Origin of the sequence: Burkholderia sp. JP2-270 (assembly GCF_003233675.1) — a bacterium.
In the GTDB taxonomy this organism is placed as follows: domain Bacteria; phylum Pseudomonadota; class Gammaproteobacteria; order Burkholderiales; family Burkholderiaceae; genus Burkholderia; species Burkholderia pyrrocinia_C.
The window spans coordinates 2,486,972-2,510,250 of sequence record NZ_CP029825.1; the positions used below are offsets into that span (position 1 = coordinate 2,486,972).

The window sequence follows — 23,279 nt, forward strand, 5'->3', positions numbered from 1 at the left end:
CATGTACAAGCTCACAGTCGATAACCTGCACAAGAAATTCGGCGACAACGAGGTGTTGAAGGGCGTGTCGATGAAGGCGAAGGCCGGCGACGTGATCAGCATCATCGGCTCGAGCGGCTCCGGCAAGAGCACGTTCCTGCGCTGCATCAACTTCCTCGAGCAGCCGTGCTCGGGGCAGATCACGATCGGCAGCGAGCCGATCCAGACCACGCGCGACCGCAACGGGGCGCTGCGCGTGGCCGACCAGAAGCAGCTTCAGCGGATGCGCACGAAGCTCGCGATGGTGTTTCAGCACTTCAACCTGTGGGCGCACATGACGGTGCTCGAGAACGTGATCGAGGCGCCGATGGCCGTGCTCGGGATCGGCAAGGACGAAGCGATCGCGCGGGCGCGCAAGTACCTGGAGAAGGTCGGCCTGGCACCGCGCGTCGAGGGTATGTATCCGTCGCACCTGTCGGGCGGCCAGCAGCAGCGAGTTGCAATTGCACGCGCGCTGGCGATGGAGCCGGAAGTGATGCTGTTCGACGAGCCGACGTCGGCGCTCGATCCGGAACTGGTGGGCGAAGTGCTGAAGGTAATGCAGAAGCTCGCCGAGGAGGGCCGCACGATGGTCGTCGTCACGCACGAGATGGGCTTCGCGCGTAACGTGTCGAATCACGTGATCTTCCTGCATCAGGGAAAGATCGAGGAGGAAGGGAATCCGCAGGAGATTCTCGCGAATCCTGAGAGCGAACGGCTCGGGCAGTTCTTGTCGGGGCGGTTGAAGTAAGCCGCCGGCGTTGCGTTGTATACTGCCCGTGACGCTGCAACGGCGTCGCGGGCGGCGAGCGAGTTGACGCACGCCTGCTGCTGCGCGAGCGTGTCCGTAAAAGGCGTGCCGCGCGACACGCAAGAGATTGTCGCGGCCCGCGCTCGGGCTCGCCCCCGTCGATCCACGCGCTGGAACGCTAAATGCTTGTCATGCGTGATCCTTTCGACGAGGGAGCGCCGTGATGAGCACGCCGACAACGACCCATTTTTCCCACGTGAAGCCGCAGGACACCGCGTATCAAGGCGAGGGCCTGCGCGACTTCTTCCTGTATCGCGATCTCGGCATCGCGGCCGCGACGAACGGCAAGGTCGTCGCGCAACTCGTCAGGGCGAATCATGCACCGACGGCGGGCACCGGCTGGCACCGTCACGAGGCCGAGTTCCATATCGTGTTCATGCTGAAGGGCTGGGCGCGCTTCATGTACGGCGAGCAGGAAACGCTGGTGTCTGCCGGCGACTGCGTGCATCAGGCTCCGGGGATCGTTCATTACCTGTTCGACTACTCGCCGGACATGGAGTATCTGGAGATCGTCGGGCCCGCCGATTTCAAGTCGATCGACGTCGAAGGGCCGTGCGCCGTTCCGCCACCGACGCCGTGGGGCGAGACGACGGGCGCGTAGCTGCCCGGTTTCCCGAGGTGCGCATGCGCCGACCGACGCGCATCGTGCGCGCGTTTGCGACAGACCGCCTTCGGGCGGTTTTTCGTTGATGCGTCCCGGAATCCTCCGCGTGCTCTGCTGACACCCACGACCTGCTTTCCCCTTCGACCCGTTCATTCGAATTCCAAAGGGTTGCGAAACTGAAGATCCGGAAAGAAAAGAAAGAGATTCGTCAGCTTCGCGTGACGGATGGTTACGTGGTGTCAAAGATCGTCAATTGCGGGCTGCGCGGTGCACGGCTCGTCGACGGCCGGCGTTAAGGAGGTACCAGCCGGATCGCCGGCTGACCTATCCGGGAGAGTTCCATGAAGCGCATCGCGAAGATCCTGACGGCTACCGCAGTGGCATGTGCCGTGCTCGCTCCGGCGCTTGCCGAAGCCCATTCGCACCGTGTGTGCCACTACGATCATCACCACCATCGCATGTGCCGCTGGGTGCGGTAACCGCGACTTTCGTCGGGGATACCCGGGACGCATTGATCATTCAGGCAAATCAGGAGAGGACTATGAAAAAAACGATGTTGATCGCCGCGCTGGTCGCCGGCATGGGGGTGTCGATCGGTGCGTTCGCGCAGGTTCCGGCCAGCGCGCCGGCCGGCACGACCGGTCTGTGCAAGGACGGTTCGTTCTACTCGGGCGTATCGAAGAAGGGCGCATGTGCGGGCCACAAGGGCGTGAAGACCTGGTACGGCGCATCGTCGGCGGCAGCAGCCAGCGCGCCGGCCGCGACGGCGCCGGCAACGGCTGCTTCCGCTGCCCCTGCGTCCGGTGCCGCGCCCGCGAAGAGCGCCTCAGCGACGACCGCCGCTGCGGCGCCGGGCGGCGCCGCGGGCAAGGTATGGGCCAACGACAGCACGAAGGTCTACCACTGTTCGACCGACAAGTACTACGGCAAGACGAAGCACGGCAGCTACATGTCGGAAGCGGATGCGAAGGCGAAGGGCTTCCACGCGTCGCACGGCAAGGCCTGTTCGTAGCGCGGGCCGGGCGCGCGAGTTCATTCGCTCGCGCGTCGTCTGAAGGCTGTCGTCAATCACGCCCCGCCACCGCGGCGGGGAGATTCATTTGCAACGCCGGTCGTTGCGTCGTTGCCCGGATTCAGTGGGCGTGATGCGATGAGGGTTCGACTGCCCCCGCATCGTGTTCGGTTGCGCGCGCATCGAGCAGCGCGCGCAGCGTGACGTAGTGCGTGCCGTTCGCGTTGCCTTCCGCATCCGCGGTGCGATCGTACGGCTCGTTGTCGTGGATCGTCGCGCGCACGATCGGGTAGATCTGCGTTTCCCAGCGGCTGCCGTTGAACACGCCGTAGTGGCCTGCGCCCGTCTGCACGTGGTGCGTCTTCAAATACGGCGGCAACCCCGAACACAGCTCCTGCGCGGCCACCGTCTGGCCCACTGCGCAGATATCGTCCTTCTCGCCTTCGATCGTCAGCAGCGCGGTGCGGTGAATCGCCGCCGGTTCGACGAGCCTGTCGCCGACCGTCAGTTCGCCGCGCGCGAGCGCGTATTGCTGGAACACCTTCTCGACCGTCTCCAGATAGAACTCCGCGGTGAGGTCGGCCGTCGCGAAGTATTCGTCGTAGAAATGCCGCAGCGTGTCGGCTTTCGCGGGGTCGCCTTTCGCGCGCTCGTAATACATATCGGCAAACGAAGCCGCATGCCGGTCGGGGTTCATCGACATGAACGCGCCGACCTGCACGAAGCCCGGATACACGCACCGCTGCGCGCCGACGAAACCGGCCGGCACCACGCTGATCAGGTTCTTCGCGAACCATTCGATCGTCTGGCTCGTGGCGAGCGCGTTGACCTTCGTCGGATTCACGCGGCAGTCGATCGGGCCCGCCATCAGCGTCAGGCTCGCGGGCTGCGCCGGATCACCGCCGGCGGCCATCAGTGCGACCGCCGCGAGCGTGGCGACGGTCGGCTGGCAGATCGCGAGCACATGCGTGTCCGGGCCCATCTGGCGGATGAAGTCGATCACATGCGTGACGTATTCGTCGAAACCGAAGCGCCCGGCCGTCAGCGGGATGTCGCGCGGGTTGTGCCAATCGGTGATGTACACGTCGTGGTCGGCCAGCATCGTCTGCACCGTGCCGCGCAACAGCGTCGCGAAATGCCCGGACATCGGCGCGACGATCAGCACGCGCGGCTGGCGCGCGACCGGCAGCGCCTTGCGGAAATGCAGCAGCGTGCCGAACGGTGTGGCCGCGGCCGCTTCCTCGACGATCGGCACCGTTTCCCCGTCGACGACGATCGACGCGATCCCGAACGGCGGGCGCCGATGCGAGAACGCGCAGCATTCGAGCAGTTCGCACAGCGCGTCGAGCATGCGGCCCGTCGACGTTGACGTAGACGGGGGCCACAGCGACATCGTCGCGCGCGTGGTCGCGGCCCATGCGCGCGCCGGGCGCAGGCATTCGGTAGACCATTGGTAAAAAGGATAGGCAAACAGGTTCATGACCGTCGCTCGTTGCGCTGCGTTGCATTGAACGAGGCAAGCCGTGTGCCAGCATGCGGCTGGCACGCACGTTGCACGCGTTCAGGGAGCACGGCGGCTTGGGCGGCACGCCACGACCGTCAGCCGAACGCGATGCGTTGCCGCGCCGGTTGTCGCGAGCCGCCTGTGCCGCGACATGGTGCGCCGCCGCGCCGGTTCAGCGAATGCGTTGCACGCGCGTGGTGCGGGTGACGGATGCGGCGTCCGCTTTCGGTGCAGGGGCACGAACGGCTTTCAGCAGGGGAGCGACATGGAATCATCCGGACAGACGACGCTGACCATCAGCAGCCGCAATTACTCGTCGTGGTCGATGCGCGGCTGGCTGCTCGCGAAGCTCAGCGGACTTTCGTTCGACACCGTCAGCGTGCCGATCGATGCCACGTCGCGCGCGGAGCTGCTGCTGCTGTCGCCGTCGATTCTCGTACCGTGCCTGACGCACGACGGCAACAAGGTTTGGGATACGCTCGCGATCGCCGAATACCTGAACGAAATCCGGCCGCAGGCGCGGCTGCTGCCTGAAAGCCGGCGTGCGCGCGCGCATTGCCGGTCGATCTGCGGCGAGATGCATTCCGGTTTCAGCGCGCTGCGCTCCGCGCTGCCGATGAACCTGCGCGCGCATTTCCCCGGCTTCCGGATCTGGTCGCGCGCACAGCACGACATCCAGCGGATCGTGACGATCTGGCACGAGTGTCTGGCCGCGTATGGCGGCCCCTGGCTGTTCGGCGCGGAGATCGGCGTCGCCGACGCGATGTATGCGCCGGTCGTCACCCGCTTCCTGACCTACGACGTGAAGCTGGAGCCGGAAATCGCCGAATACTGCATGCGCGTGCTCGCGCATCCGTTCGTCGCCGAGTGGATCGACGCGGCGAAGGCGGAGCAGGAAGACATCGACGAACTCGACATGGAGTTTTGATGCGCATGATCGCAGCGTGCTTTCAATTGGACTACACGCGCAAGCATCGAAACGAACTTCCCGATGCAGCCGGGCAATGCGCAAACGTTTTACCTTGATTTCGGGTTAAACCGAGTGCGAATTCCCTAAAGGATGTTGAACCCGATGACGTAAACGAGTCACGGGGACGACTCGCGACACGCATGCTTTCGACATGCGGCGCGCAGTCTGCAACAACCAGCGCAGCAGGGGAATCGACGTGAATCGTCAGCAATCATGGACGCGTACAGCGGCGCCCGGAGAAATCATTTACTCGGAGGGTTTCGCGGGGGAACCCGTGATCTTTCTGATCACCGACGGCAAGGTCGAACTGTCCACGCGGTGCGACGACAAGCGCGTCATCGTCGCGACGCTCGGCCGCGGCGAGTTCTTCGGCGAATCGGCGCTGCTCGCCGCCGAGCCGCGCGCCCATACCGCGAAGGCGCTTTCATTCTGCCAGCTCACGGTCGTGCCGGCCGGCATGCTCGATGAAGAAATCGAGCGCGTGTCGGCGCTGCTGCGCCATATCGTGCGAACGATGATCCGGCGCGTGAAGCGCAAGGACGACCAGCTCGCGACCTACACGCATGCGGACTTCATGCCCGGCGTGCTGTCGTATGCGCATGTGTTGTCGCTGATGGCCGGCGCCGATGCGCGCGAATCCGGCGACGGGTGGGCGCGCCGGCCGATGCAGGCCCATGCGGCCGAAACCTCGGTGCCGCTCGCCGAAGTGATCCGCAAATGCCGCGCGATTGCCGGCCACTCGCGGCCGCACGTGCTCGCGATGCTGCGACGCATGGAGAAGCTCAATCTCGTCACGATCGAAGCCGCGCAGGCCGACCATGTCGGCAGTGCGGCCGACTATGCGGCTTCGTCGGATGCGCGCCAGGTCGTCACGTTCGATGCCGCGCGCGTGATCGACCGCGCGCAGCAGGTTGCCGACCACGATCTCGACCTGTCGATCAACAGCGAACTCGAACTCATCGAGCTGACCGATCTCGAATCGTTGATCGGCGTCGAGAAGACGCTGTTACTCAACAAGCTGTCGAACGGAGAGATTGCCGAAGAGGTGTTCGCGTTCCGCAAATCGAAGGTGCTCAGTTACGTCGAGCAAAAGGGCGTTGCGTACTTCTCGCGGCGCAACGCGCGTCGCGGCGGCGACGTGCGCGCGCTGGAGGATCTCGTGTGGGTCGACCAGCGCACGCTGTTCGACGTGATCAGCGCGTTCGATACGTACGACCTCGCGAAGCTGATCGCGAACCTCGACGATCGCGCGGTGGCCGACAAGCTGTTTTCCGTGATGACAGAAGCGCGGCGCAACGAGGTGTCGTGGGTGATGCGCCGCGAACTCAAGCTTGATCCGATCGAGATAGAGGATATCGAGCAGCGCGTGCTGGATGCCGTACGCGCGGCCAAGGCGCCGGCGACGGGCGCGGCGTCCGTGGCGTCGGATGCGTGACACGGGGAGGCGTATGGATCTGTTGACCTTGGCCGGTGTGGTGCTGGGCGGCGCGGCGATCGTGTTCGGGTTCGCGCTGGAAGGCGGGCATTTCACGATGCTGTTCCAGTTCGAGGCGCTCGTCATCGTGCTCGGCGGCACGCTCGGCGCGGTGATGATCCAGAACACCTGGGCACGCTTCTTCGACGCGGTGAAGCAGTTGCGGCTTGCGTTCGTGCGCGCGAGAGAGGTCGATCGCAAGCACCTGTCCGACCTGCTCGAATGGGGCGATCGCGCGAAGCTCGACGGGCTGCTCGCGTTCGAATCGATGGACGTGAGCGGTATCCATCCGTTCGCGCGGCGCGGGCTCGAATTGCTGGCGAACGGCGTATCGACCGCCGTGCTCGAGGATGCATTGCAGCGCGAACTCGACGCATACGAGCGCAGCCGCCTGGCCGCCGTGCGCGTGTGGCAGCAGGCCGGCGGTTATGCGCCGACGTTCGGCATTCTCGGATCGGTGCTCGGGCTCGTGCAGGTGACGAGCCATATTCTCGAACCGGCGCAGCTCGGGCCGGGCATCGCGGTTGCGTTCATCGCGACGCTGTACGGGCTGGCGTTTGCGAACCTCGTGTTTCTGCCGCTTTACGGCAAGCTGCGTGCGCAGATCGACAGCGAACTGCGGTTCCGCAAGCTGTATCTCGACGGTTTGCTCGCGATCTCGCGCAAGGAGTCGCCGCATACGATCGAAACGCGACTGACCGGTGATGTGCGCGGGCGTGCGGCCGAGTCGCTCGCGTGATGTGCTGCGTATGCGGTACGACAAACAGGGATCTTCGGCATGACAGCCCGAACTGATGGCGCGACCGCCGCCGATCGCGACGACCACGAACTCGAAGGCACGCAGTCCGGCCGCTGGCTGATTTCATACGCGGATCTCATCACGACGCTGATGGTGCTGTTTCTCGCGCTGTATGTGCTCCAGCTCGCGAAATACAACGCGCTCGACGCGCGATACCAGACGCTCGCGCGACATGCCGGCGGCGCTGCGAGTACGGCCAATGTCGTAACATCCGAGCGCGCGCCGGCCTGGCTCGCGTTACTCGATAAATTGAAGGCGAACGGGCGGATTTCGCTGGTGAAGGCGCCGCATGGCGTCGAGATCGGCATCGACGCGAAGATCCTGTTCAACGTCGGCGACGCGCGCTTGCTGCCCGATTCGTCGCCCGTGCTGAACCAGATCGCGCAGGCGCTGAGCGAACACGCGACCGGTGACATTCTCGTCGAAGGGCATACGGACAGCGTGCCGATTGCGAACGCGAAATACGAATCGAACTGGGAGCTTTCGTCGGCGCGCGCGGGGAGCGTCGTGCGCTACCTGACCGAGCGCGGCGTGGCGCCACATCGGCTCGCGGCGATCGGGCGGGCCGATACGCAGCCGCTTGTGGCGGGTGACGATGCCGCCGCGCGGGCGCGGAACCGGCGCGTGACGATCTTCGTTGCGTATTGATTTGCGCTGAACCCTCGCGTATAGGCGGCCGCATATGCCCGCCTGTCAACGACATAACGAATCTCGCATGATCGATATCTGAAATCAGCGATGCGCTTCTGCGCGTGCATGCCGATAACCCAAACTGGCTCAGACCGAGCGGTTATCGAGGGTTCCCCATGCATTTCTGGCGCAAGCTTTCCATTCAGAACAAGCTGATTCTCAGCATGACCAGTTGTCTGCTCGTGTTCGTCGCGATATCGAGCGGACTGAGCATCCGTCTGATCGGCAACGCGGTGCGCGATCGCGTCGTCCGCGAAGAGTTGCCGATGGCAGTGAACGGCATCCGCGCCGACGTGCAGCGGCAGATGGCCGGGCCGATTGCCGCGTCGCGCATTCTCGCGCGCGATGCGTTCCTGCTGCAATGGGAAGCCGACGGCGAACCCGACGCCGGCACGCGCAACTGGATCCAGCTCGCGAAGAACGTGAAGGACGAGCAGAAGGCGGCGTCCGTGCAGTGGGTGTCGGTGAAGAGCGGCAACTACTACAACGAAGCCGGACTGCAGCGGAAGGTCACCGACAAGGATCAGTGGCTGACCAGCTTCCTGTCGTCCGGCAAGGCGTTCGACGTGAACATGGATCGCGAGGTGACCGTCGGCGGCTACATGATGTTCATCAACAGCCGCGTGGAACTCGACGGCGTGCCGATCGGTGCGGCGAGCATGAGCCTGTCCGTCGATGCGCTCGCGAAGGGCATCTCGGCATACCGGATCGGCGAGACCGGGTTCGCGTATCTCGTGCGTCCCGACGGCGCGATCATGATGCATCGCGATACGTCGCTGATCGACGGCAAGCATTTCCTGAAAGACCAGCACGGCCTGCCTGACGATGCGTCGTCGACGCTGCTGGCCGGCAAACCGTATGCGTACCTGAGCTACAACGGCGACGACGGCGCGCGCTTCATCGCGACGTCGTTCATTCCGGAGCTGAATGCGTATGTCGTCGTCGAGGTGCCGCAGGCGGAACTGCTCGGGCCGGTGACGCGTGCAATTCGCAGCGCGGCGCTGGTTGCGGCGGTGGTGGGGCTTGGGGTTGCGCTGATCGTGATCTGGCTGGTTGGGCGCGCGATTGCCGCGCCGATTCGGCGTGCGGCGACACTGCTGTCGGAGATCGCCAGCGGCCAGGGCGACCTGACGCGGCGGATGACGGTCGAGAGCCAGGACGAGATCGGGCAGTTGTCGGATGCGTTCAACCGGTTCGTGTCGTCGCTGTCGACGCTGGTTCATCGAATTCGGGCGGCTTCGACGTCGATTGCGACCGGGTCGGCGCAGATTGCTTCGGGGAATGCGGATTTGAGCGAACGCACCGAAGGGCAGTCGAGCAACCTGGAGCGGACGGCTTCGTCGATGGAAGAGATCACGGCCGTGGTGCGGAACAACACCGAGACGGCGACGACGGCGGCGAAGATGATTACTGGCGCGTCGGATGCGGCGGCGCGTGGCGGGCAGGTGGTAGGTGAAGTCGTGAGCACGATGGAGCAGATCAGCAATGCGTCGCAGCGGATATCCGAGATCATCGTGATGATCGACAGCATTTCGTTTCAGACGAATATTCTTGCGCTGAATGCTGCGGTGGAGGCGGCGCGGGCGGGGAACAGGGGCGCGGGTTTGCGGTGGTGGCTTCGGAAGTGCGGAATTTGGCGCAGCGCAGCGCGCAGGCGGCGAAGGAGATCAAGACGCTGATCGAACATAGCGCTGGGACGGTGGATGCCGGATCGCGGTTGGTTAGCGAGGCGGGGAAGGTGATGAGTGATGTTGTCTCGCAGGTGCAAGGCGTCAGCGCGATGATGAGCGAGATTGCTGAGGCTAGCCTGGAGCAGAGTGCTGGCATCGACCAGATTGGGGATGCGGTGCAGTCTCTCGATCAGATGACGCAGCAGAATGCGGCTTTAGTGGAGGAAAGTGCGGCGGCGGCCGAGAGTTTGAAGCAGCAGGCGGCGGAATTGACCAAGCTGGTGTCGGCTTTCAAGGTGGATGAATAAAGTCTGTTTGGCGTTTTAGAGCGGCTAACACAACCTGGACATGATGCTGCGGGCGTCGTATCGTCTACGGCATGGCAAGACGCAAAATCAGTAACGAATTATGGGTGGCGCTGGAGCCGCTGATTCCGGAGTTCACGCCATCGCCCAGGGGTGGTCGGCGGCGCACAGTCGATGATCGCGCAGCGCTGAACGGTATCTTGTATGTATTGCAGACGGGCATTCCGTGGGAAGACCTTCCGCAGGAGTTGGGCTTCGGCAGTGGCATGACATGCTGGCGACGTCTGCGAGGCTGGCAAGCGGCCGGCGTATGGCATCGACTGAATTTGGCGATGCTGCGTCGACTGCGAGAACACGACCAGATCGATTGGGAGCGTGCGAGCCTAGATGGAGCCAGCGTCTCCAGCCCACGGGGGGCCAAGAAACCGGCCCCAACCCGACGGACCGAGGCAAGCTCGGATCGAAGCGACACATCGTCGTAGATGCACGCGGCATCCCGCTGGCTGTCACGATCACGGGAGCCAATCGGCACGATTCGATGGCATTCGAGCCCACGCTTGATTCCATTCCTGCGGTATCGGGCCTGAACGGGCAGCCGCGCAAGCGGCCGAGCAAACTGCACGCCGACAAAGGGTATGACTTCGCTCGTTGCCGGCGCTATCTGAGACAGCGCGGCATCAAGGCCCGTATTGCCCGCCGTGGTATCGAAAGCAGTGCGCGGCTCGGGCGTCATCGTTGGGTCGTCGAGCGCACACATGCCTGGTTTGCTGGTTTCGGCAAGCTTCGGATTCGCTTCGAGCGCCGCCTCGATATTCATGCCGCTTTGCTCGCTCTGGCTGCCGCCGTCATTTGCTCTAGATTCGTGGATGACTTGTGTTAGCGACTCTAAGGCGAAACATTCAACCTTCAATCTTGATGGTCTCGTTTGTAATGGACGCTGTCTGTCAAATGTGATCGGTGGTTGATCATCGTGTCACGTGTCGATATGCTGGGCAAGTCGGACAGGGTGCCAAGGCCGTAAGCCTTTGGCACCCGCTTGATCAACTCGTAACGTGTGCAGGGAAAGTGCCGTTTATGTGATACATGTCGAATGCGTCAAAGTATCACATAAGCTTCGATGCGTACCCTTTGCGAACCACTCTGACAATAAAGCTGTTTAGACCTTGCCCAGCTTTAGCTAATTGCTTCATGTGCTCAAGGTTTGCGGTGCCGGCACTTTGACTCGTATAGAGGTAGATTGACCCGTCCCCGAATTGCACCTTGATCGAAGACTGTTCGATAGCGTAGGCGACGACATTCGAGTTGCCACTGCGGTTTGCGTAACGTTCCATTTCAATTGTCCTAGCTTATTATGATTTAAGGATTTTTGATGGTACGCGTCTCGTATTTGGCGGGCAAGATAGATTTGGAAGGGATTTGCGATGTAGGTGAGTATAACTTTTCTGGGCGGAATGGAAATTTTCTACTGTTCTGAACTAGTCATAGCTCGCAGGACGGACTTGGCGAATCTAGACGGGGCGTCTGGAAAACTCACCTTTGTTTCAGACTGTCAAATAATGAGACGTTGCGGCGAGCATGCTGCAGAACGTGAACATATCGCGATCGGGGCGTGTCGTGCACGTGACCATCTGCGCCGATATAACCGCCGCCCGGATGCAACGGAGTAGTCATCTCCGCAGTGAGCGCGCCTCTAATGGCCGCGCTCTGCTTGTCCGGATCATTCGGATACGCAGCCAAAGCGAGCTTTTGCACTTCAGTAGGTTCGTGCGCAGCGCCCATCGCTTTCCAGTAGGCATCTGGATTTTGAAGTCAGATTCAGACCCGTCTGATAGACGCGACGAAAAAATACCGTAAACATATCGCGCGCATAATTCATCACAAGGAACCTGAGATGCGGCGATATTTGCTCAAGCAAGGCGACAAGTCCTCAAATGGAGGTGTCGTTACGGAAGGGATTCCAAACTGTACGCACCACGGAACGCCTCTAACGTTCGTTGGTGCGCAAGTCTTCTGCCACGGCTGTAAGACGGTCGGCCACATTGCGCCCAAGGGGCCGCGCTGGCCCGATACCATGCACGGCAAGGAACAAGCCCTAGACGGCGATATATGCATCTGCCAGTGCGTTCCGCCGCCTGTCATGATTGCTTCTCAGCACGACAGTTTCCATACTTTCGAGTCGCACAATTTGGCGGATATGGGTTACGCCGCTAGCGGTGCATCGATGACGCAACAATTTCGCGGTAGCTACGATGAGCGCGTTCGCGTGCTCAACGAGTCGGGGCAACCGATACCCAGCATTCCCTATCACATTAAGACCGCAACCGGAGCCGTTTACAAGGGGCTGACCGACGTATCCGGATACTGTCCGCGCGTGTACACGGATGACGTGTCGAAACTCGATATTGCAATCGGAATGAAAGCATTGGAGCGGTGGGACGTATGAGCGATTTTATTTACCAGACGCACACGAACGACAAGAGCGAATCGAAATATGATGTGCTCGGGCACGTGATGCCCGCAAGGGCGTTTTTCTTCGTGACTGTCGATGAGGTAGGCCCCGAAGGGTTCCTTGTTCGGCGTACATATTCGAGTGTCAATGATCCGCGTTTGCCAAGAGAATTAACCCCATTGCAGCGGTTCCAAATCGTATATCCGGAAATGTCAGGTCTTACAGCTCCGAATCCTGAGGGGTTGGCTAATGCGGCAGAACACGTTTTACAACGTGATCAAAAGATCAAAGTGGAAACGCAATTCGTATCAACGAGTAAAAATTTCCCAGGAGGGGCTGACCGCTTCCACGGTTCGGAGAATCCCTCAAAGTTGGTATATATCGATATTGCTAAAGCGAAGCGTTCTGGGGCAGTGCTGGTATCGCCCGAAGAAATTGGAAGAAGCATTGATGAGTATGTAAAAGACATGCCATCAAAGGTAAGGCGCGAAGCGGAATATTTAAAGAAGAAGTCTTTGGGTGTTAATAATGAGTATCTGGTAAAACCTAAGCCCGTTGTTCCGGCTGATGGGGTCTTTACACAGAAAGGTCTAAAGATTGCCTTGGGTGTTGAAAGATGGGCGAGGGTTGTTCAGGTCTTTGGAATTTTCCTCACGGCCTACGATTTGGCTAAAGCCACAGAGGAATCTATCAAATTCAAGTCCATAAAGCCCCTAACAAAATCGACTCTCCGACAAATCGCGGGGTGGGAGGGCAGCATTGCTGGGCGGTGGGCGGGGGCCGCAATCGGCGCGCGAATGGGGGCGACCACGGGGGCGCTTTGCGGTATAGAATTGGGGCCGGGTGCAATCATTACCGGTGCGATTGGCGGAATTATCGGGGGCGCGCTCGCTTATACCGGCGAATCGTATGTGTTGGATTACACAATGGGCGAGTAGGGAGGGCGGTATGGGAATTTTTGATTGGTTGAAGAAATCGCCTGAGTCCGATGCTAAGGCGGCACTTGAGAAAATGTTTCCGTTTCCGCATTCGTTTGATGCGATGCTAGGAGCGTTCTCGCAGGCTGTTGATAATGACGCACTTGATACACTGACTAACATTCCGAATTTATCGGAAATGCATCATCTGGGATTGAATGCGGTGCTGTTGACGCGGCATATTGAGATTCAGGCATTTCCGCGTTACCTGAGTTTGGTTAGGCGTGGCTGGGAAGAGGTTCGGCTTCTGCATTATCAGGATCGTGATTTCCATACATTCGTTTCGTTTTCGGACGAATTGGGTGGTAGGAATGTCCATATTCTGACAAATTCCGCAGAATTGATTGTGGATCAAGCTAAGGAAGAGTTTGGGCCGCCGCCGCCTTGGGTTGCATGGTGCTACTACGGTCCCTTTGTGCGATATAACGAAGGTGCTGAGGAATATTGGGCCATATATCTTTGGGACCCATTTTGGAAAAGCTTGACGCCTGAAGCAAGGGATGCATATATTGAACGGCATAGTAAAGATGCTCTTTCGTATATGTCCGCGCAGGAATGGGAGGATTGGGTATATTCAACCCGAAAGAATGATCCGGAATACAGAGCACGTGAGGGGCTTTAATGATGGTGAAGGTTAAGACGCAATATATTGCTCCCCTTTCTCTTTGGGTGGTAGTGCGCCGCCGTGTGCTCGATTCCGGGCCGTTCATAGAGCCAGCTTGGACCGGATCAACCGTAGAGGGCATATCCGGGCCAGTCGTATTCGTATCGCGTCTGCTGGCGCATATGTACGCATACCTGCGCAATGAGTACCACAGCGACGACGATAGCGGCCACTGGAAAGCGATTCCGCTTCAGGATTTTGACCTGTTTGACCACGCGAAAGGCATAGACGGCCCGCTGTGCTGCATGATGGCTTTCGGGTTTGCGATGGAGACGGAAACCGATGTGATATGCGTACACGCGCCCCGCGTTCGCTACGTGCCGCTACCGTTCAATATCCCGGAAGGTGCAGAAGGGGTAACGTTCTCTTTCAATCAGTGGGCGTTTGACTTCATGCGCGATGAGTGGAAAGCGCTGGGTCTGCGGCACTACGAGGGGGAGCTAGAGGCGGCGGATGAGTTGGACGATGGCGGATTCGACCGACTGTATCAAACGGCCGTGGCGCGGCTTGGTGTATGTCGTGAACCCTCTGGTAGGCCGGGGCCTTGGGCGGTGTTCAGCACGCAGGACGACACGTGGATAGCCGGTTATGAAGATGAAGCGCCGCAGCGAGGAGGTATCCGGAATTCCGTGTGTGAGGCGGGTTGAGATTCAGACTCCAATGTTGAATCGTTCCGGGTAAAGCAGTGCGAACTGCGTCATCGCGCTCTTCCAATCGTGCCGGGAGCCGGTCCACTTGGCCACGACGTTGCGCAGCGCCAGCCAGATCAGTTTGAGCGCGGCCTCGTCCGACGGGAAGTGGCCGCGCGCCTTGATGATCTTCCGAAGCTGCATGTGCAGCGACTCGATCGCGTTGGTCGTATATACAATTTTCCGGATGTCAGGCGCGAAGGCGTAGAACGGAATCACCTGATCCCAGGCTCGGCGCCAGAGCGCGGCAATCGGAGGGTATTTCGTACCCCACGGGCTCGTATCGAACGCGTCCAGCGCCACGGCGGCCGCTTCGGCCGACGCTGCCCGATAGACCTCCTTGAGCGCCGCCGCGACCGATTTCCTGTCTTTCCAGCTGGCGAAGTCCAGCGAGTTCCGGATCAGATGCACGATGCAGGTCTGGACCGTCGTTTCCGGGAACACCGTGTTGATCGCTTCCGGGAAGCCCTTCAGGCCGTCGACCACGGCAATCAGGATATCCTGCACGCCGCGCAGCTTAAGGTCGTTCACTACCCGCAGCCAGAACTTGGCCCCCTCGGTCTGCTCGATCCAAAGGCCCAACACGTCGCGTGTGCCGTCGCGGCGCACGCCCAGCGCCAGGTAGATCGCCTTGTTACGCACGACGCCTTCGTCGCGGATCTTGACTCGCAAGGCGTCGAAGAACACGACCGGGTACATCGGCTCGAGCGGCCGCTGTTGCCACTCGCGCACTTCATCGATCACCGCGTCGGTGACCGTGCTGATGAAGTCTGGTGACACCTCGATGCCGTACATCTCTTGCAGGAAGCCCTGAATTTCCCGCACGCTCATGCCGCGTGCGTACATCGCGATAATCTTGTCGTCGAAGCCGGTGAAGCGTCGCTCGCCCTTGGCGATCAGCACCGGATCGAAAGTGCCTTCGCGGTCGCGCGGAATCTCGACGTCGAGCAGGTCGTCGTCGGTCGTGATGCGCTTGCGGCTGGTGCCGTTGCGATGGTTCGTGCGGCCTGCCGGCTTGGCATCGCCCTTCTCGTAGCCGAGGTGGTGGGTCAGTTCGCCGCCCAGCGCGCGTTCGAAGATTGCCTTCTTGAGCGCCGCAAGCTGCTCGTTGATCGTCGCCCGATCCAGCGTGCCGGGTACCAGTTGCTTGATCAGTTCCGGGTCCAGGTTCAAACCCTTGCCCGGTTCAATCGTCACTTCTTCCTTGCGTTTGCGTGGCAGAACGTGGCTCCTTGGCCATCAGTTTATGCCTCACACACAAACATTAGGATAGGCTCGCCAGCGACAGCACACGGGCTGCATTGACGACATTCCGGCGAGCATAAAGAAACACCAAAAATCTATTCGCAACATCAGTCCTGCGTCACGCGCATCCCTATGTCTAACGGCCAATCCCCCCAACTCCCCATTTCTGAGATGCCAGCACGACTACACTGGTCATGAAGCCTTGCTTCTCGCCCATCGGAGTAGATCGCAGCACCCTTCGCCCGATGGTCGAAAAAATCCGTCTTGCCCAACAAGACGCAGCGAAGGGAGGAGAGAGAAGGGAAATTCACGGCAGCAAAGAAGCGCGGGCCGCATGGGCGGCAACCCATACGACCCGCTGACCACCACCAACTCGCACTAGGAGTCGGAAATGGCTGACGCCAATAGTAAGTCACGTCGCAGGAAGAACAAACCCGTCAACATGCAAAAGACGTTTGAGCTGGTCCTCCGCAACTACCCGGACCTTCCCAAGCGTGGCTGGCCTTACCTGCCGTGGATGCAGGCGATCGATATTGATTTCAAGATCTTTGGATTCAAACCGGGCGACCGCATCTACCTCGACGTCAACTACGTCACCCGGAAAATCACGATCTCGCCTGACTACAGCCAGCTTGCGCTGCGAGAGCAGCCGTACCACGATCCTGAACCGGAAGACTCGCCCGCATAACAAGTGAGGGCCGCACGATGCGGCTCTTGCGAGTGGGTTGCAGGCTTTGCACGAACGTGACTGACCGCCGGGGCGATACCGCCCTGGCCATAGCGTCGGATATTGCGATTCGCGCCCACCGCCACCTTCAACAACTGTCACGACCGCAAGGCTCGTGAGGCCGCACTGTGCGTGCCGAACAATCGGATAGATTCGATTGACTCGGAGGTATCTGGATTCAAGCGACGGCCTGAATGTCCGCGTGCATTCGTGAACGACGCGTCAACGCCCGCCGTCCCGCGCCTTCACGATCCGCCCGCGCTGCAGCACATAGGCGACGTGCTCGCCTTCACCGGCCACAACGCCGATATCGGCGAGCGGGTTTCCGTCGAGCACGACCATGTCGGCGATCGCACCAGCGGCCACGACGCCCAGTTGCCCCGTCATGTTGACGATCTCCGCCGCCACCGTCGTCGCTGACCTGAGCGCTTCCAGATTCCCGAGCACTTCCGCCCGAATCCGAAACTCACCGCACTGAAACGCGTGCATCTCGCCAAGCAGATCGGACCCGAACCCCATCTTCACGCCGGCCTTCGCATAGATCTCCAGCGACTCGCGTCCTTTCTGCTGCACGGAAGCCACCTTCGCGACGGAGTCAGCAGGCATCCCGAACTCCGCCCCATGTTTGGCAAGCGCGTCATAAGTAACAAGCGTAGGCACCACAAACGCTCCATGCTCATGCATGAGCTTCGCGGCCGCTTCATCCACGAGATTCCCGTGCTCGATCGTCCGCACGCCACATCGCACAGCCCGCGCAATCGCCCGCCCCGTATATGCATGTGCCATCACATAAGTATTCGCAGCCTCGGCCTCATCAACGATCGCCCGAATCTCATCCTCCGAATACTGCGTGTTCGCAATCGGATCAGTCGGCGACGCAACGCCCCCTGAAGCCATGATCTTGATCTGCATCGCGCCTTTCTGAATCTCTTCGCGCACCGCGAGCCGCACACCTTCAACGCCATCCACCACCCGAGCAATCGCACCCGTCCGAAAGCAGCAAGAGCAGGGCTCCAGCAAATCCCCCCGAGGCCGAAAATCCCCATGCCCGCCGGTCTGCGACAACGCCTTCCCCGACGGAAAAATCCGCGGCCCCGAAACCAGCCCCGTCTCGACCGCCTGCATCAAACTCCAATCCGCACCGCCCGCATCCCGTACACTCGTAAAGCCACGCGCCAACATCGCATCGAGAATCGGCAACGACCGAATCGCCGCAAGAATATTCGGCTGCGTCGCATTCGCGCCAAGATTCGCATTCGAAGCCAGCACATGCACATGGCAATCGATGAATCCCGGCATCACGGTCTTGCCGCGCACATCGACCACCTGCGCATTCGGCAAATCCAGCGGCCGATCGGTGACTTCGACAATCCGCTCGCCTTCGATCACGACATGATGATGTTCGAGCAACACGCCTCGTTCGAGGTCGAGAACGTTGCCGCCTTGAAGCACGGTAATGGTCATGGGGAAGTATCCTTATCGAGTCATGGAGGTACCACGCTTCGCATCCTTCACGAAGCGCGTCCCGACGAAACTGACTGCCGCCGCGAGGATCACGTAGAAGGCAGGCGCCATGTTGCTGCCCGTCCGGGCGATAAGCCAGGTAATCAGGAACGGGGCGAACCCGCCAAAGATCGTGACCGCGAAGTTGTACGCAACGGAAAGCCCTGTCGACAGCACCTTGGTCGGAAACAGCTCCGCGAACGCCGCGAGGATCGGCCCCGTATAGACCGCAATCAGCACGCCGAACACGGCCTGGAACACGATCAGCGACGTGAACCCGGGTGCATGGTTGATCCACGCGAACATCGGCCACGCAAGCACGAGGATCGCGAGCGCCGAACCGGACAGGAACACGCGCCGTCCCCACACGTCGGCGAGCCTGCCGACGATCGGCGAGCAGCACATGATCATCAGCCCGCCGACCATGCCGGCCGCGAAACCTGTCGACTGCGGCAGATGCAGCGTGCGCACGGAATAGGTCGGCATGTAGAAGAGCAGCACATAGGTGCAGACGGTCCACAGAATGACCATCGAAAAGCTCGCGAACGTCTCGCGCGGATAGGTGGACAGCACTTCCTTCAGCGGCGAGCTTTCCTTCGCCTGCGCTTCGACGGCGCTGAACGCGGGTGTCTCGTCGATATGGCTGCGAATGAAGTAGCCGACCGGCCCGACGATGATCCCGAGCAGGAACGGCAGACGCCAGCCCCAGCTATGCAGCGCCTGCGTGTCGAGCGACGTCGTGACGAACGTACCGGTCGCAGCGCCGAGCAGCACCGCGAAGCCGATGCTCGACTGGATCCAGCTCGAGTAATAGGCGCGCTTCTCCGGCGGCGCGTATTCGGTGAGGAACGCGGTGGCGCCGCCCATCTCGCCGCCGGCCGAGAAGCCTTGCAGCAGCCGCGCGACGACGATCAGCAGCGGCGCGGCGATGCCGGCCTGTTCGTAGGTCGGCGCGATTCCGATGAGCGCGGTGCCGGCTGCCATCAGCAGGATGGTGAGCGACAACGCGGCCTTGCGTCCGACCTTGTCGGCATAGACGCCGAGCACGATGCCGCCCACCGGCCGCATGAAGAAGCCGACGCCGAACGTCGCGACGGTCAGCAGCACGGACGTCAGTTCGTTGCCGGTCGGGAAGAACAGCTTCGCGATGATCACCGCGAAGAAGCTGTAGACGGTGAAGTCGAACCATTCGAGGCCGTTGCCGATCACGGTCGCGACGATGGCGCGGCGGCGCTGCTGCACTGCCACATCGACGGAAGGCGCGGCGCGCGGGGAAAGCGTTCCTTGCATGGTCTCTTCCTCTGTCAGAAGACGGGACGGCTGCCCCGCTTGAATCCCATGCTACGGACAGCCGGATTATTTTCTGAAACGAAAGATTCGCATGCACGCATGCGCTGCGCGCATGCATCGCGCTCAGGGCGCGGTCTGCTTCTCCGCCTGTTCGAACAGCCAGCGCGTGAACAGGCGGGCGGCCTGGTTCTGCGCGCGGTCGTTGGGCGAGATTACGTAGTAGCCGCCGCCGTGGCTCGCGGACGCTTCCGTCACGCGCACGAGCAGCCCGGCCTCGATGCATGCGTCGATCATGTAGCGCCAGCCGAGCGACACGCCCTGGCCGAGAATGGTCATCTGCACGATCTGCGGATAGGAGTTGATCGTGATGTCCTGCGGCTGCGCCTTCTGCCGGTCGACGTCGTTCATGTCGAACCATTCGGACCACGACATCCATTGGCGCTGTCCGTCCTCGAGGCGCAGCAGCGTCTCGTTCGCGAGATCGGCCGCGTCGAGCGAGCGGCCGGCCAGATAGCCGGGCGCGCAGACGGGAAACACTTCTTCGTCGAACAGCCGGCGCGCGGTGTATTCGGCCGGCGCTTGCTGGCGCACGTAGTAGACGCCGACGTCGAATTCCGCAGGCGACATCGACGCAAGAGCATCGCGCACGATCAGGCGCAGCTTGATGTTCGAATACGCGGCGCGAAACTCGGGCAGGCGTGGCGTAAGCCAAAGTAGCGCGACACCGGACGAGCACGCGATCGTCAGTTCGAGATCGCCGTACGGCTTCATCACGTCGTGCGTGGCTTCCGCGCATAGGGTGAGGAGGTGGTGGACCTGCGCCGCGTATTGCTCACCTGCGATCGTCAGCCGCAACGAACGATGCTCGCGGACGAACAGCGAGCGGCCGAGGAATTCCTCGAGCTGCTGGATCTGGCGGCTGATTGCGCTCTGAGTCACGTGCAGTTCGGCGGCGGCTTTCGTGAAGCTCGCGTGCCGCACGGCGGCTTCGAAAGCGACGAGGCACTGAAGGGGCGGGAGAGGTGTGATGCGCATGGCGGGCGGGGGAGTCGATGGCGCTGTCGACATGATACGGGTGCACCGAAAGGAAATCACAAGGCGAGAAGGGCAGCGCCAGCCGACGCATTCATGCGAAGATTGAACGCAACGCGCGCTCGATTACACCGCGGCGGATGCCCATTCCATTGACATTTCACGCCACCTAACCACGAAGCAGCGCATCGAGCGCAGGTCGGTGTTCGTCGAGATCGTCAACACCAGGAATATGAGCACCGCTGCCGAACGGTCTGGTCTGTCATCGAGCACGGTCGGAAACCATCTGAGCGCGCTCGAAGTGCATCTGGACGTGAGACTGCTTTACCGCATGACGGCGACAGTTCGGTGGGTTCGGATTATCCAAACAAGGCCGAAGAGCATCCATTTTCTGCAGAGAAGTTCGAGGGGATTGCCAGGGAGGGGAAATGATTGCTAAGTTTGTTTTTGGGATATTTCTTGTATTGTCAGTGATGGAAAATTCAATGGCGGGTGATTACGCGGCCCCTGGTTTGGTGGTTTGTGATGGTAGTGTAAAAACAATTAATTGCCCGATCCGATTGGATGGGGATGGATTTTTCGTCGATAGTGCTAGTGATGCGCGATTGTCTTCTGAGCCGAATTTGCGGCGGACTTTGAGTGATGCGACGCTATATGGAAGCATGGCAAGTCTGATTCTGGAGTATGATAAAGTATCGTCGTCAAAGAATTGGACGATTCTGATTTTCTCTTACATTAATGGTGTAATGCGTGCAAGAAATTACATCTCACTGTCGAGAGCGACTCTGTCGAATGGCGAGCGTTGGATCGGGCAAAGTTGTCGTGGCAATGTTGTGTTGAACGAAGGGCGGGAAATTATGGAAAATGCTTTCGAAGCCTTGTGTGATGGGAAAATAAATAATAAATCTCCAGCTTTGCCTGACACAGTGGCAACCAGAGTTGCAAATCAGGCTGGTCTTGTTGTAACGGTGCCGGCATACGACGCGGGCACTAAAGATTGGTCAGAAGCAACCTATGCGTTTCCTTCAGGTAGCGGGCCTGATGCAAGGACATTACTCTGTCTTGCCGGATGCAAGATCGATGTGACATATCAGTATTTGGGCGGGTGGATCGGCAATAATTTCTGGATTAGCGCTTCCTTTCCAGAAGATCGGGATGGAAGAGTCGATGGTAGTTACATGTATCTCAAGAATGAAACGCTGATCGCTGTTAAAGGTTCGATAAGAAACGGGAGAGTGAATTTAACAGAGTATTTGGCATCGGGGAATCAACCGGTTGCAACGTTCAAGGGAAAGAAAATTGACGATTCGTATGTTGGAACATGGACGTCAAAGAATAGAAAATATAACTTCTTCTTGGCAACGAAATTCTATTGATTGCCCTGTCATGATTGATCTCATTCGAGTCGGCGAAGGCGCCGGCAACACTCGTCGCTATGTCGTATTCATGCGAAGATTGACCGCAAATCACATTCGACCGAGAACGACGTGACCCTATCAAACCCTGAGAGCAAGCCGAAAGCCGGCCATCCGCCCTGGATGTCCGTCGCCCTGGCCGAACTCGGCATCCGCCGCCACCCGCCGGGCAGCATAAATCCGCGCATCGTCGAATACAACAACCAGACGAACCTGGTCGGCTACGACGACGAGATTTCCTGGTGCTCTTCCTTCGTCAACTGGTGCATGACGCACGCCGGCATTCGCGGCACGGGTTCCGCACTCGCGCGCTCGTGGCTCGAATGGGGCCGCCCGCTGGAACGTCCGGTCTACGGCTGCATCGCCATCCTGACGCGCGACGACCCGGCAAGCTGGAAAGGGCACGTCGGTTTCTACCTGCGTCACGACGACGAATACGTGCATCTGTTCGGCGGCAACCAACTGGAAGAAGTGCGCGAACTCGCGTATCCGCTGAACGAAGTGATCGGATACCGCTGGCCCGACGCCGTATGACCATACGGCCGCAGCGCACACCAAACCACCAACACTGCCTTTCCCGCCACTGATAATCTGTCGCACACACCGCATGACCCACCCGGAGTTCTTCGGCGCATAAAACAGCCACCGACCTCCACCCCCAAAAGGAGCCAGCAGTGCAAACCGGTAATCTCCGTCTCTACGCGGATGCGCAATACGCGAGCCCTTACGCGATGTCGGTCTTCGTCGCCCTCGAGGAAAAATCGCTGCCGTGCGAACTGGTGACTGTCGATCTCGGCAACCGCGCGCATTTCGCGCCCGACTATGCGGCGACGTCGCTGACGCAACGCGTGCCGACGCTCGTACACGACGATTTCGCGCTGTCGGAATCGTCGGCGATTACCGAGTATCTCGACGAGATATTCCCGGGCACGCGACTCTATCCGGCCGATCCGCGCCAGCGTGCGCGGGCGCGTCAGGTGCAGGCGTGGCTGCGCAGCGACCTGATGCCGATCCGCACGGAGCGGTCGACCGAAGTGCTGTTCTACGGCCCGACGAGCGAGCCGTTGTCGAGTCTGGCACAGGCTGCCGCGCAGAAGCTGTTTGCGGCCGCCGACAAATTGCTCGCGCCGGGCGCGGCAAACCTGTGCGGCGAGTGGAGCATTGCCGATGTTGACCTGGCGGTCATGTTGAACCGTCTGGTGCTGAATGACGATCCGGTGCCGCAGCGCCTAGCCGACTATGCGCGTGCGCAGTGGGAGAGGGCGTCGGTGCAGCGCTGGGTGAAGCTGAAGCGGGCGCCGCTGTAATTCGTGGCTGCATGGGGCGTGTCGGCGGCTCGAAAGGTTACGCGATACGCCTGCACGCCGTACTTCCCGCCGTCCCGCATCGATGGAAAATCGGCAAGCTAGATTAGATCGCCTTTCCTCCTTC

General features: G+C 60.6%; 23 protein-coding genes and 1 pseudogene. 18 read left to right on the plus strand and 6 right to left on the minus strand.

The genetic code is table 11. The features are described 5' to 3' along the window. The first annotated feature begins 1 nt into the window (after position 1). The 4 genes from DM992_RS29345 to DM992_RS29355 all read left to right on the plus strand — a co-directional run bounded on the left by DM992_RS29345 (position 2) and on the right by DM992_RS29355 (position 2,445). On the plus strand, positions 2–769 hold the full coding sequence (locus DM992_RS29345; RefSeq protein ID WP_111019725.1) for an ATP-binding cassette domain-containing protein: 768 nt from the start codon (positions 2–4) through the stop codon (positions 767–769). A gap of 223 nt (positions 770–992) precedes the next feature. Further along, entirely contained in the window at positions 993–1,430 is a 438-nt protein-coding gene (locus DM992_RS29350; protein ID WP_111019726.1) for a cupin domain-containing protein, read from the plus strand. 344 nt (positions 1,431–1,774) lie between these two features. Further along, positions 1,775–1,912 (plus strand): HHHH-motif protein, encoded by a 138-nt coding sequence (locus DM992_RS42420; protein ID WP_175746486.1) that lies wholly within the window; start codon positions 1,775–1,777, stop codon positions 1,910–1,912. Positions 1,913–1,974: 62 nt separating this feature from the next. Beyond that, a complete protein-coding gene (locus tag DM992_RS29355) occupies positions 1,975–2,445 on the plus strand; it encodes a DUF3761 domain-containing protein (protein ID WP_111019727.1) in 471 nt (156 codons plus the stop codon). Between the two features lie 121 nt (positions 2,446–2,566). Here the strand turns inward: DM992_RS29355 and phaZ are convergent, their stop codons facing one another. Continuing rightward, positions 2,567–3,925 (minus strand): polyhydroxyalkanoate depolymerase, encoded by a 1,359-nt coding sequence (gene phaZ / locus DM992_RS29360; protein ID WP_111019728.1) that lies wholly within the window; start codon positions 3,923–3,925, stop codon positions 2,567–2,569. A gap of 289 nt (positions 3,926–4,214) precedes the next feature. Here phaZ and DM992_RS29365 point away from each other — a divergent pair, with 289 nt between their 5' ends. The 6 genes and pseudogenes from DM992_RS29365 (at position 4,215) to DM992_RS29390 (ending at position 10,737) form a co-directional block, all read left to right on the plus strand. Beyond that, on the plus strand, positions 4,215–4,877 hold the full coding sequence (locus tag DM992_RS29365) for a glutathione S-transferase family protein (protein ID WP_111019729.1): 663 nt from the start codon (positions 4,215–4,217) through the stop codon (positions 4,875–4,877). Positions 4,878–5,115: 238 nt separating this feature from the next. Then, positions 5,116–6,354, plus strand: coding sequence for a cyclic nucleotide-binding domain-containing protein (locus DM992_RS29370; RefSeq protein WP_111020462.1), 1,239 nt, complete (start codon positions 5,116–5,118; stop codon positions 6,352–6,354). Between the two features lie 13 nt (positions 6,355–6,367). Then, positions 6,368–7,132, plus strand: coding sequence for a flagellar motor protein (locus DM992_RS29375; RefSeq protein ID WP_111019730.1), 765 nt, complete (start codon positions 6,368–6,370; stop codon positions 7,130–7,132). Between the two features lie 39 nt (positions 7,133–7,171). Then, the gene (locus tag DM992_RS29380) at positions 7,172–7,840 is read left to right on the plus strand and encodes an OmpA family protein (protein WP_111019731.1); all 669 of its coding nucleotides are present in this window, start codon (positions 7,172–7,174) and stop codon (positions 7,838–7,840) included. Between the two features lie 158 nt (positions 7,841–7,998). Beyond that, positions 7,999–9,860: pseudogene (locus DM992_RS29385) on the plus strand (methyl-accepting chemotaxis protein). 71 nt (positions 9,861–9,931) lie between these two features. Next, positions 9,932–10,737 (plus strand): IS5 family transposase gene (locus DM992_RS29390; RefSeq protein WP_111019732.1). Its coding sequence is split into 2 segments (ribosomal slippage): positions 9,932–10,268 and positions 10,268–10,737, totalling 807 coding nucleotides; the frame shifts between segments, so codons are not numbered across the junction. 223 nt (positions 10,738–10,960) lie between these two features. Here the strand turns inward: DM992_RS29390 and DM992_RS29395 are convergent. Then, the gene (locus DM992_RS29395; RefSeq protein ID WP_111019733.1) at positions 10,961–11,188 is read right to left on the minus strand and encodes a hypothetical protein; all 228 of its coding nucleotides are present in this window, start codon (positions 11,186–11,188) and stop codon (positions 10,961–10,963) included. Positions 11,189–11,748: 560 nt separating this feature from the next. Here DM992_RS29395 and DM992_RS29400 point away from each other — a divergent pair. The 4 genes from DM992_RS29400 to DM992_RS41895 are packed head-to-tail and all read left to right on the plus strand — an operon-like array spanning position 11,749 to position 14,594. Then, positions 11,749–12,300 (plus strand): PAAR domain-containing protein, encoded by a 552-nt coding sequence (locus tag DM992_RS29400; protein WP_111019734.1) that lies wholly within the window; start codon positions 11,749–11,751, stop codon positions 12,298–12,300. Continuing rightward, the gene (locus DM992_RS29405) at positions 12,297–13,244 is read left to right on the plus strand and encodes a glycine zipper family protein (protein WP_111019735.1); all 948 of its coding nucleotides are present in this window, start codon (positions 12,297–12,299) and stop codon (positions 13,242–13,244) included. Before DM992_RS29400 ends, DM992_RS29405 begins: the two co-directional genes overlap by 4 nt. A 10-nt stretch (positions 13,245–13,254) precedes the next feature. Then, on the plus strand, positions 13,255–13,905 hold the full coding sequence (locus DM992_RS41890) for a hypothetical protein (protein WP_162631757.1): 651 nt from the start codon (positions 13,255–13,257) through the stop codon (positions 13,903–13,905). Beyond that, the gene (locus DM992_RS41895) at positions 13,905–14,594 is read left to right on the plus strand and encodes a hypothetical protein (protein ID WP_162631758.1); all 690 of its coding nucleotides are present in this window, start codon (positions 13,905–13,907) and stop codon (positions 14,592–14,594) included. The genes DM992_RS41890 and DM992_RS41895 overlap by 1 nt, the downstream gene beginning before the upstream one ends. A 3-nt stretch (positions 14,595–14,597) precedes the next feature. On the opposite strand, the gene DM992_RS29410 is transcribed toward DM992_RS41895, so the two are convergent. Further along, entirely contained in the window at positions 14,598–15,791 is a 1,194-nt protein-coding gene (locus tag DM992_RS29410) for an IS256 family transposase (protein ID WP_239511448.1), read from the minus strand. Positions 15,792–16,272: 481 nt separating this feature from the next. Between DM992_RS29410 and DM992_RS29415 the strand changes: the two genes are divergently transcribed. Further along, positions 16,273–16,569 carry a hypothetical protein gene (locus DM992_RS29415; RefSeq protein ID WP_096475668.1) on the plus strand — a complete coding sequence of 99 codons (297 nt, stop codon included), beginning with the start codon at positions 16,273–16,275 and terminating at the stop codon, positions 16,567–16,569. A 261-nt stretch (positions 16,570–16,830) separates the two neighbouring features. Here DM992_RS29415 and DM992_RS29420 read toward each other — a convergent pair whose 3' ends face one another. From DM992_RS29420 to DM992_RS29430, 3 genes are all read right to left on the minus strand, one after another. Then, entirely contained in the window at positions 16,831–18,072 is a 1,242-nt protein-coding gene (locus DM992_RS29420; RefSeq protein WP_111019736.1) for an amidohydrolase family protein, read from the minus strand. A 12-nt stretch (positions 18,073–18,084) separates the two neighbouring features. After that, positions 18,085–19,401: an MFS transporter gene (locus DM992_RS29425; RefSeq protein ID WP_111019737.1), complete on the minus strand. Its 1,317-nt coding sequence runs from the start codon at positions 19,399–19,401 to the stop codon at positions 18,085–18,087. A gap of 123 nt (positions 19,402–19,524) precedes the next feature. Beyond that, positions 19,525–20,436 carry a LysR substrate-binding domain-containing protein gene (locus DM992_RS29430; protein ID WP_111019738.1) on the minus strand — a complete coding sequence of 304 codons (912 nt, stop codon included), beginning with the start codon at positions 20,434–20,436 and terminating at the stop codon, positions 19,525–19,527. 425 nt (positions 20,437–20,861) lie between these two features. Between DM992_RS29430 and DM992_RS41900 the strand changes: the two genes are divergently transcribed. The 3 genes from DM992_RS41900 to yfcF all read left to right on the plus strand — a co-directional run bounded on the left by DM992_RS41900 (position 20,862) and on the right by yfcF (position 23,155). After that, on the plus strand, positions 20,862–21,809 hold the full coding sequence (locus DM992_RS41900) for a hypothetical protein (RefSeq protein WP_162631759.1): 948 nt from the start codon (positions 20,862–20,864) through the stop codon (positions 21,807–21,809). Positions 21,810–21,971: 162 nt separating this feature from the next. Continuing rightward, on the plus strand, positions 21,972–22,382 hold the full coding sequence (locus tag DM992_RS29440) for a TIGR02594 family protein (RefSeq protein WP_111019740.1): 411 nt from the start codon (positions 21,972–21,974) through the stop codon (positions 22,380–22,382). 140 nt (positions 22,383–22,522) lie between these two features. Beyond that, the gene (gene yfcF, locus DM992_RS29445; RefSeq protein ID WP_111019741.1) at positions 22,523–23,155 is read left to right on the plus strand and encodes a glutathione transferase; all 633 of its coding nucleotides are present in this window, start codon (positions 22,523–22,525) and stop codon (positions 23,153–23,155) included. Positions 23,156–23,279 lie beyond the last annotated feature (124 nt).